An 8,679-nucleotide genomic window follows, 5' to 3' on the forward strand; every position below is an offset into this window, starting at 1 on the left:
ACCTCACAAGTCCTTTTTATTATATTATACTCCTAAATACGAAGAAAAGCCCTTAGAAAATAAATTCTAAGGACTTTGTCTTCAGTCTGAGGAGAGTAATGTAAATTACTCTCCTTTTTGGTGCAAAGTCCGTGAAAATTTGATAAGATAGGAGTATGAATTTTGAGAAAATCGAACAGGCCTACGACCTGCTATTAGAAAACGTACAGACCATCCAAAACCAGCTAGGCACCAATATTTATGATGCTATGATTGAGCAAAACGCAGCCTATCTGGCTGGCCAGCACGACACGGATTTGATTGTCCGCAACAATCAAACCTTACACGACTTGCACTTGACCAGGGAAGAATGGCGTCGTGCCTTTCAATTCCTATTGATCAAGGCCAATCAGACAGAGCCTATGCAGTACAATCATCAGTTTACACCGGATTCTATCGGCTTTATCCTATCATTCCTAGTGGATCAGTTGCTGGCTACTCAAAAGGTAACAGTCTTGGAGATTGGCTCAGGAACAGGGAACTTGGCTCAGACTATCCTAAATGCCAGCCAGAAAGACTTGGACTATCTTGGGATTGAAGTAGATGATCTCTTGATTGATTTATCAGCTAGTATGGCAGATGTTATGCAGGCAGAGATTTCTTTTGCCCAGGGCGATGCGGTACGTCCGCAGATTTTGAAGGAAAGCCAAATCATTCTTGCGGATTTGCCGATTGGCTACTATCCAGATGACCAGATTGCCAGTCGTTATCAGGTGGCTAGCCAGACAGAACATACCTACGCCCACCATTTACTGATGGAACAGTCCCTCAAGTATCTTGAAAAAGATGGGTTTGCGATTATGCTGGCTCCAAATGATCTTTTAACTAGTCCACAGAGCGATTTGTTGAAAGGTTGGTTGCAAGCAGAGGCTAATATCGTTGCCATGATTGCCCTGCCACCAAGTCTTTTTGGCAAAGCTGCCATGGCCAAGTCAATTTTTGTCTTGCAGAAGAAGACCGCTAGACCGCTAGTACCATTTGTCTATCCCTTGCAGAGTTTGCAAGAACCTGAAGCTATTCAGAAGTTCATGGTCAATTTCAAAAATTGGAAGCAAGAGAATGCAATTTAGGTGAAAATCTGTTATACTAATAAGGAAAACGCTTTTAAAGGGGAATATTATGTCAAAAACAATTGCAATTAACGCTGGTAGCTCAAGTTTAAAATGGCAGCTGTACCAAATGCCTGAAGAAACAGTCTTGGCAAAGGGCATTGTTGAGCGTATCGGTTTGAAAGATTCAATTGTCACAGTAAAATTTGGGGATCAAAAAGCTGAACAAGTCTTGGATATTGCGGACCATGTGCAAGCAGTTAAAATTTTATTGGAAGACTTGCTCAAGCACAATATCATCGCAGATTTCTCAGAAATTACAGGTGTTGGTCACCGTGTGGTAGCTGGTGGTGAAATCTTCAAGGATTCTGTTGTGATTACAGATGAAGTCTTGAAACAGATTGAAGACCTTTCTAGCCTTGCACCGCTCCACAACCCAGCCAATGCTGCAGGAATTAAGGCATTCAAGGATATCTTGCCAGAAGTAACAAGTGTGGCTGTTTTTGATACGGCCTTCCATTCAACAATGCCAGAGGTGGCTTACCGCTACCCAATCCCAAACAAGTACTATGAAGAGCACCAAGTTCGTAAGTACGGAGCGCATGGAACATCTCATTTTTATGTTTCACGCGAGGCAGCAAAAATGTTGAACAAGCCAATCGAGGAAGTGAAAGTTATCACTGCCCACATCGGAAATGGTATTTCGATTTCTGCTATTGATGGTGGTAAATCAGTGGATACTTCAATGGGATTTACACCGCTTGCAGGTCCTATGATGGGCACTCGTTCTGGTGACATTGACCCAGCCATCATCCCTTACTTGATTGAAAATGTAGCTGACTTGAAAGACGCTGCAGATGTAGTCAACGTTTTGAACAAGCAGTCTGGTATTCTTGGTATTGCGGAAGTATCGAGCGATATGCGTGAGGTCGAAGCTGGATTTGAGGCGGGCGAAGCAAAATGTACTCTTGCCTTCAATATGCTTGTCAATCGTCTGCAAAAATTCATCGGTCAATACTTTGCAGTCTTGAACGGTGCTGATGCCCTTGTCTTTACAGCAGGTATCGGTGAGAACTCTACACTTGTTCGTGAAGCGGTTGTTAACGGTTTGACTTGGTTCGGTATGGAATTGGATCCAGAGAAGAATGTTCGTGGTGCTGAAGGAGATATTTCAACTCCAGAATCTCGCGTTAAAGTCTTGGTTGTTCCAACGGATGAAGAATTGGTTATTGCTCGCGACGTAGAGCGATTGAAATAAGAAAATGTAGAGAGGTCGGTACTAGTTACTGGCCTTTTTTATAGATTTTTAGCTTTCATCAGTGCTAAAAGTTATTGGCTACTCGCTGGTGAGTGTGGTATAATGGACGAGCAAAGAAATTTGCACAGAGTAGATGGTTTGCGTTAAGTGTATGTGGATGGGATGTTGCCACATAACGAAGCGTCAGCGCGGTAAACCATTGCATCCGCTGTCGAATACACACGACAGCTCCATTTTTTGAAAAAGGAGCATTTTTTATGGAAAAGAAAATTCCAAAACTAACGGTGCAGTTGTTGACTGCTATTGCTATGACTTTGGCCTTGGTTATGGTTGTGGAGAATTATTTCTCCATTCGTCTTTCAGATACCTTGCAGGTCCAGTTTACCTTTATCCCTAATGCTATTTTAGGTGCGATTGCTGGTCCAGTTTGGGCAGCTGTCTTTGCAGCGATTTCAGACCCAGTCTTTGTCTTGTTTAGTGGACAGAGCATGCTTTTTAGTTTTATCTTGATTGAGGCGGTATCGGCTTTTATCTACGGTTGGTTTTTCTATCGAAAACCGCTAGACACCAAGAATAAGGCTGATTGGCTCTATGTTGCAGGGGTTGTTGTCTTGATTCAGGTTGTGATTTCCTTTATCATGACACCGATTGCCCTCCATTTCCATTTTGGAACACCTTGGATTGCCCTGTATAGCAGTCGTTTCATAAAAGCTATTTTTGAAATTCCATTACGCATTGTCGTGACCATGCTTGTCTTGCCAAGTTTACAAAAAATACCTGAATTGGCCAAGTTAATGGGCATTAAATAAAACAGTATCGAGCAACAGGTCATCCCCCTGTTGCTGCTTTTGTAGAGAGGGAATTATGGATTATCAAGAAATTAGGCAGTGGCTATCGAATCGCCCTGCATCAGATTTAGAAAACGGTGTTGCACGTGTCAGCTGGCTCTTGGAACGCTTGGACAATCCCCAGCTTCAAGTGCCGACTATTCACTTTGTTGGTACAAATGGCAAGGGTTCGACCTTGAATGCCTTACAGTCTATCTTACGGTCTTCGGATTACACCGTCGGCCGCTTTACTTCACCGTCTATCATTGATTTTCGAGAGCAGATTGTCTTTGAGCAAGAGATGATTTCAGAGGAGGATTTTGCGAGGATTGTGACAGACTTGCAGCCCTTGATTGAGGACTTGGACCAGACGGCTGGACTGGATGCCATCTCGGAGTTTGAGATTGTAGTAGTGGCTATGTTTGTCTACTTTGCCCACTACCAGCGTCCCGATATTCTCTTGGTGGAGGCCGGCATGGGCGGTTTGCAGGATGCGACCAATGTCCTTGCCCCATTGGCAGTAGTTTGCCCGTCCATCGGCTTGGATCATCAGATTTTTTTGGGAGAGACCCACGCTGCTATAGCCCGTCACAAGGTTGCTGTCTTACGTGAGCGGGTTCCCCTCCTCTATGCGACCGACCAGCCAGAAGTGCTGGCAGTATTTGAGGAGCAGGCTCGTCAGCTTCAGAGTCCGACCTATGCGGTAGGGTGGGAGATTCTTTTGGAAAATAGCAGAGCAGGCTTTGCAGTTTCAAGCCCTCTCGGCCGTGTGGAAGAGTTGAAAGTCTTGATGCAGGGTCGTCACCAGGAGGTCAATGCAGCCTTGGCAGTGACAACAGCTCAGCTTCTCAGCCCTGATTTTCCAAAGATTACCAAAGAAACCATTAGCCAGGGCTTGTCCCAAGCCATCTGGCCGGGCCGCTTAGAATTGATCAAGCCTACGCTCATGATTGACGGAGCCCACAATAATGAAAGTATCACCGTCCTGACACAACTCTTGGAAGAAAAATATGCGGACAGAGATATTGAAATCCTCTTTGCAGCTATCAATACCAAGCCAGTGGACCAGATGTTGTCCCAGCTTAGCCAATTTGGACCTGTTAGCGTGACGACTTTTGACGATTTCAGAGCGGTGCAGTTAAAAGATTATCCGTCAGGTTATGAACGAGTTCAGACCTATCAGGAGTGGTTGGAGCAGGCGGACTTGGACAATCCCAAAAAACTCTACCTGATTACGGGGTCGCTTTACTTTATTACCTATGTAAGAAAATACATTTTAGAAGAGCTTATATAGAAAAAAGGCTTTGCCGGGCATTCTACCTAGCAAAGTCTTTTGTTTTAATAGTTTTTAATCAAATCAACCGTTGAGCGGTCTAGTTTTTTAACGATAGCCTGCAGGAAGGCTTGAGCTTCTAAAAAGTCATCCATATTGTAGAGGGTTTGGTGAGAATGGATGTAGCGAGCGCAGACACCGATGGTTGTTGATGGAACGCCATGATTTTTCAAATGGGCTGCACCGGCATCTGTTCCACCTTTGCCACAGTAGTATTGGAATTTGACCCCTGCTTCCTCGGCAGTTGTCAGCAGGAAGTCCTTCATATTTTTTAGGAGAATGTGGCCTGGGTCATAGAAACGAAGTAGGGTACCATCCCCGATTTTTCCTTGGTCACCATAGATGTCACCTGCTGGCGAGCAATCAACAGCAAGGAAAATGTCAGGATTGAACTTGGTTGTAGAAGCATGAGCTCCACGTAGGCCAACCTCTTCTTGCACATTTGCCCCAGCAATCAACTGATTTGGCAAAGATTGACCGGATAGGCTTTCTAGTAGTTCGGTCACCATAAGGACACCGAAGCGGTTGTCCCAAGCCTTAGAAATAACATTTTTTCCGTTGGCTGTTAGAATGGTTTCATTTTTTGGAACCAGGACATCTCCCGGACGAACGCCGAACGCCCAAGCTTCCTCATAATTGGCAAAACCAGCATCGAAAATAATATCAGCAATGGCAGGCATGCCAGAAGCGTTAGCCCCACGAGAAAGATGGGGAGGCACTGAACCTGAAATGGCAGGAATGGTCCGACCGTCCTGTAACTGAAGCGTGAAGGCTTGACTTGAAACGACCAGAGGGTTCCAACCTCCCAGCTCGACAACACGGAAAGTACCGTCTGGCTTGATTTGGCTAATCATAAAGCCGACTTCATCCATATGTGCAGCCACTAGGATACGAGGAGCGTTTTCAACAGCCGTATCTCTGATACCAAAAATTCCACCCAGTCCATCTGTTTCAATGCGGTCTACATGTGGTGTGATTTTCTGGCGGATGTGATTGCGAACCTGTCCTTCAAATCCCGGTAGACTTTGTAATTCTGTAACTTCTTTAATTTTTTCAAAAAGAGTCATACTTCTTCCTCCATGATATGATTACTACTATTTTATCACGAAGAGCCAGACTTGTCTTGAAAATATAGAAAAATATGGATAGTATGGACAAGAATGATTGAAATTTGCTAGGGTATAAATGCACCTCAAAATAGAGAGGAGGTGATTGCCTTGTTGTTCGAACTTCTCACCTTGTTCGTTGCACCTATTGTATCAGGTCTTGTGTTGATACTCTTTGAGTATTGGCTCAACAATAGTGACAATAGAGTGGAATTTATGACTTAGAGTTTGTGTAAACATCTCAGCGCAGTGGTTGATTGGCTTTAACAGTCTGGGGGACTGTTAAAGGTTGGAGATGGGATTTGCAGAGCAAATCTCAGCAATTCGTGTTTCACACTCCAAATCTGACCATTACGCTTGTTGCGAACATTGTTCGCTCTATCTCCAACCTCCAAAGGTTCCCCGAACCTTTGGAGCTGTGTGTGGGTGAGACTGAAATGGTCTGGGAATAGACCGTTTTAGCTCAACAACTGAAAACAGGGACTTGTTGACGAACTCATTTTATTAAATTAGAGTTCTGTCTCGCTCCAAAAGAAAACCCTCAACGCTGGGAACGTTGGGGGCTTTTTGATTGCCGATGTATTATCGAACTTCTCACTGTACGACCATTCTATCTATTTTTTAGTATTTTGTCAAGTGGTGCGAGTTTGTCTCAGCTGTCACAAGTCCAATGGCATTTTTGGGAAAAATCTGAGGAAATATGATAAAATAGTCAACATGAAAAAGAAAAAGACAGCCTTGCTAGCAGGCTTATTGGGGGCAGGTGTGCTCACCGCTAGTGCTCAATTTTACCGTAAAATCCAAGAAGACCGTAAAAAAGCACAGGCCTTGCAGGAGGTACGTGACTTTTTCGCTGATTTAGGAGAGATTGCCACGGTCTATGTGGATGAAACGGCTTCTACGCAGACTACTCTTATCGGAGGGGTTGTGATGGAGGCAGGACAGGTATTTTTATTTGAAAATACCAAAGGTTCTATTCAGTACAGGGAGGAAGAAAGATGATTTTTCCAACAAATCTTGAAGAAGTGGCTGCCTTGATTGAAGATGGCAAGCCAACTGTTTTTCTATTTGTGACGACTTGGTGTGGAGATTGCCACTATATCAAACCGCATGTGCCAGCTATCGAAGAGGCTTTTCCAGATTTCCGTTTTGTGCAACTGGACCGTGATGACTTTATGCCTTTGGCGCAGGAATGGGCTATTTTAGGCATTCCAAGTCTGGTTGTTTTGGAAAATGGTAAGGAAATCGGTCGTTTTGTTGATAAGAATCGCAAGACCAAGGAAGAGATCATGAACTTCTTATCTGGACTGGGTAGATAAATCAGCAGAGAAGCTCTGCTATTCCCAAAAGAAAGGAAAAAACATGAAGAAATCACTAGGAAAAATCCTTCTAGCACCTGTGGTGCTGGGATTGAGTTTAAGTTTGGCACCGCTGGCACAAGCGGAAATTCAGACGGATGTTATCAATGAAAAATGGGGCAAGCCAACCCTGGTCTACGGTGGCGGTTTGTCAGATGCCCAGGCGACAGAGGTTAACAATCTATTTGGTATTTCGGATGTTAATAATGTCAGTCGTCAGGTGGTTGTTGGCACGGATATGGACCAATATTTAGGTACATCTGGAGCAGATACAGCTTCCCTCTATTCATCTGTCTTGGTGCAAAAGCAGGATGCTGGGAAAGGGGTTGTGGTGGATATTAAGACGCCACAGAACATCACCTTGATTACCGAAACACAGTATGCCAATGCGGCTATTACAGCTGGTGCGACGGATGTCTTGATTGATGTGGCAGCACCGATTAAGGTGACAGGGGAGTCTGCTTTGACAGGTGTTTACAAGGCTCTTGCGGCCAATGGTGAAACAGTTGACCCGGCTCGGACAGAGGTAGCCCAACAAGAATTAACGACTGTTAACGAAGTGGCAACAGCCCATACAGGTGACGCCAATTTTGATAGTTCAGCTTTGGACAAGGCAGTCGCAGAAATCAAGACGGCACTTGCAGACTACAAACAGTCCAACGGTCAGGTAGCTTCTGAATCGGACATCAATACTATTATCAACGATGTCTTGGCCCAAAACGGTTTGGAAAATGTCATCACAGCAGATGAAATTTCTAAGCTAGTCACATTTGCCAAAGCTTATCAGGAAACCTCTGCTATTGATTCGGCGGAAGTGGCTGCCCAGCTCAACCAGTTCAAGCAACAGGCGGAGCAACAAATTTCAGAAGCCTATAAGAATCTACAAGATTCAGGGATTTTAGAAAAAATCGGTGCCTTCTTTGAAAATCTATGGAAAGGCTTGACCGGTCTATTTGCATAAAGGAGAAATGAAAAAGAAATGATTTTTACATATAATAAAGAACAGGTCGGCGATGTCCTCATGGTCATCGTTGCAGAAGACAAGGGACAAGCTGTCCAGTTTGAACGCAAGGGCAAGGTAGCACGTGTCTTCTTAGCAGAAACGGGTCAAACAGTCGCTTGGAATATCTTTGAAGCATCAAGTTTGGTTGAGCTTGCTGGAAATGGTCAAGTTTTCTTGACAGATGAGCAGGTTGCGACCTTGAATGCCGAATTGGCTAAGGAAGGCTTTGCTGAGAGCTTGGTCAACGACAATAGTCCGAAGTTCGTTGTCGGTCAGATTGTGGAACTGGTTCCGCATCCAGACAGCGACCGCCTCAATATCTGTCAGGTCAATGTCGGTGACAAAACTGTTCAAATCGTAGCAGGTGCACCAAATGCTGCCCAAGGATTGAAAACTATTGTGGCTCTTCCGGGGGCAATGATGCCGAGCGGTAGCCTGATTTTCCCAGGAAAATTGCGCGGTGAAGATAGCTTTGGTATGATGTGCAGTCCGCGTGAATTGGCTCTACCAAACGCACCACAAGTCCGTGGTATTATCGAATTAGACGACTCCGCAGTGGTCGGAGAGGTCTTTGATCCAGCAAAACACTGGAAGGGATAGAAAAAAGAGTTGTTTCTTTTTGAAACGACTCTTTTTTTATATAGAAATACAAGTTTTCCCTTGACAAATATGGTTGGGGGGGGGGGGTAAAAAAAAAGGGTATAGT

General features: G+C 44.4%; 10 protein-coding genes and 1 riboswitch. Of the genes, 9 read left to right on the forward strand and 1 reads right to left on the reverse strand.

All coding sequences use genetic code 11. The features are described 5' to 3' along the window. Positions 1 to 155 precede the first annotated feature (155 nt). From RFK25_RS11015 to RFK25_RS11030, 4 genes are all read left to right on the forward strand, one after another. The gene (locus tag RFK25_RS11015) at positions 156 to 1,109 is read left to right on the forward strand and encodes a class I SAM-dependent methyltransferase (protein WP_332413473.1); all 954 of its coding nucleotides are present in this window, start codon (positions 156 to 158) and stop codon (positions 1,107 to 1,109) included. Between the two features lie 49 nt (positions 1,110 to 1,158). Then, complete coding sequence (locus tag RFK25_RS11020) at positions 1,159 to 2,346, forward strand: acetate kinase (RefSeq protein ID WP_024388903.1); 1,188 nt, start codon at positions 1,159 to 1,161, stop codon at positions 2,344 to 2,346. Between the two features lie 123 nt (positions 2,347 to 2,469). Next, positions 2,470 to 2,559, forward strand: a riboswitch (THF riboswitch). 44 nt (positions 2,560 to 2,603) lie between these two features. Next, on the forward strand, positions 2,604 to 3,155 hold the full coding sequence (locus RFK25_RS11025; protein WP_332413476.1) for a folate family ECF transporter S component: 552 nt from the start codon (positions 2,604 to 2,606) through the stop codon (positions 3,153 to 3,155). A gap of 55 nt (positions 3,156 to 3,210) precedes the next feature. Beyond that, entirely contained in the window at positions 3,211 to 4,467 is a 1,257-nt protein-coding gene (locus tag RFK25_RS11030; protein ID WP_332413478.1) for a bifunctional folylpolyglutamate synthase/dihydrofolate synthase, read from the forward strand. A 44-nt stretch (positions 4,468 to 4,511) separates the two neighbouring features. Here the strand turns inward: RFK25_RS11030 and pepA are convergent, their stop codons facing one another. After that, on the reverse strand, positions 4,512 to 5,573 hold the full coding sequence (pepA, locus tag RFK25_RS11035) for a glutamyl aminopeptidase (RefSeq protein ID WP_332413479.1): 1,062 nt from the start codon (positions 5,571 to 5,573) through the stop codon (positions 4,512 to 4,514). Between the two features lie 141 nt (positions 5,574 to 5,714). Here pepA and RFK25_RS11040 point away from each other — a divergent pair, with 141 nt between their 5' ends. The 5 genes from RFK25_RS11040 (at position 5,715) to ytpR (ending at position 8,573) form a co-directional block, all read left to right on the forward strand. Next, positions 5,715 to 5,837, forward strand: coding sequence for a type I toxin-antitoxin system Fst family toxin (locus tag RFK25_RS11040; RefSeq protein ID WP_153047274.1), 123 nt, complete (start codon positions 5,715 to 5,717; stop codon positions 5,835 to 5,837). A 492-nt stretch (positions 5,838 to 6,329) separates the two neighbouring features. Continuing rightward, the gene (locus RFK25_RS11045) at positions 6,330 to 6,614 is read left to right on the forward strand and encodes a DUF4651 domain-containing protein (protein ID WP_012774909.1); all 285 of its coding nucleotides are present in this window, start codon (positions 6,330 to 6,332) and stop codon (positions 6,612 to 6,614) included. After that, positions 6,611 to 6,931, forward strand: a complete 321-nt coding sequence (locus tag RFK25_RS11050; protein ID WP_024388908.1) for a thioredoxin family protein — start codon at positions 6,611 to 6,613, stop codon at positions 6,929 to 6,931. Before RFK25_RS11045 ends, RFK25_RS11050 begins: the two co-directional genes overlap by 4 nt. 43 nt (positions 6,932 to 6,974) lie before the next feature. Then, on the forward strand, positions 6,975 to 7,931 hold the full coding sequence (locus RFK25_RS11055; protein ID WP_332413481.1) for a DUF1002 domain-containing protein: 957 nt from the start codon (positions 6,975 to 6,977) through the stop codon (positions 7,929 to 7,931). Positions 7,932 to 7,949: 18 nt separating this feature from the next. Beyond that, on the forward strand, positions 7,950 to 8,573 hold the full coding sequence (gene ytpR / locus RFK25_RS11060) for a YtpR family tRNA-binding protein (RefSeq protein ID WP_332413482.1): 624 nt from the start codon (positions 7,950 to 7,952) through the stop codon (positions 8,571 to 8,573). Positions 8,574 to 8,679: the final 106 nt, after the last annotated feature.

This window comes from Streptococcus sp. SS-4456 (assembly GCF_036680365.1).
GTDB lineage: Bacteria > Bacillota > Bacilli > Lactobacillales > Streptococcaceae > Streptococcus.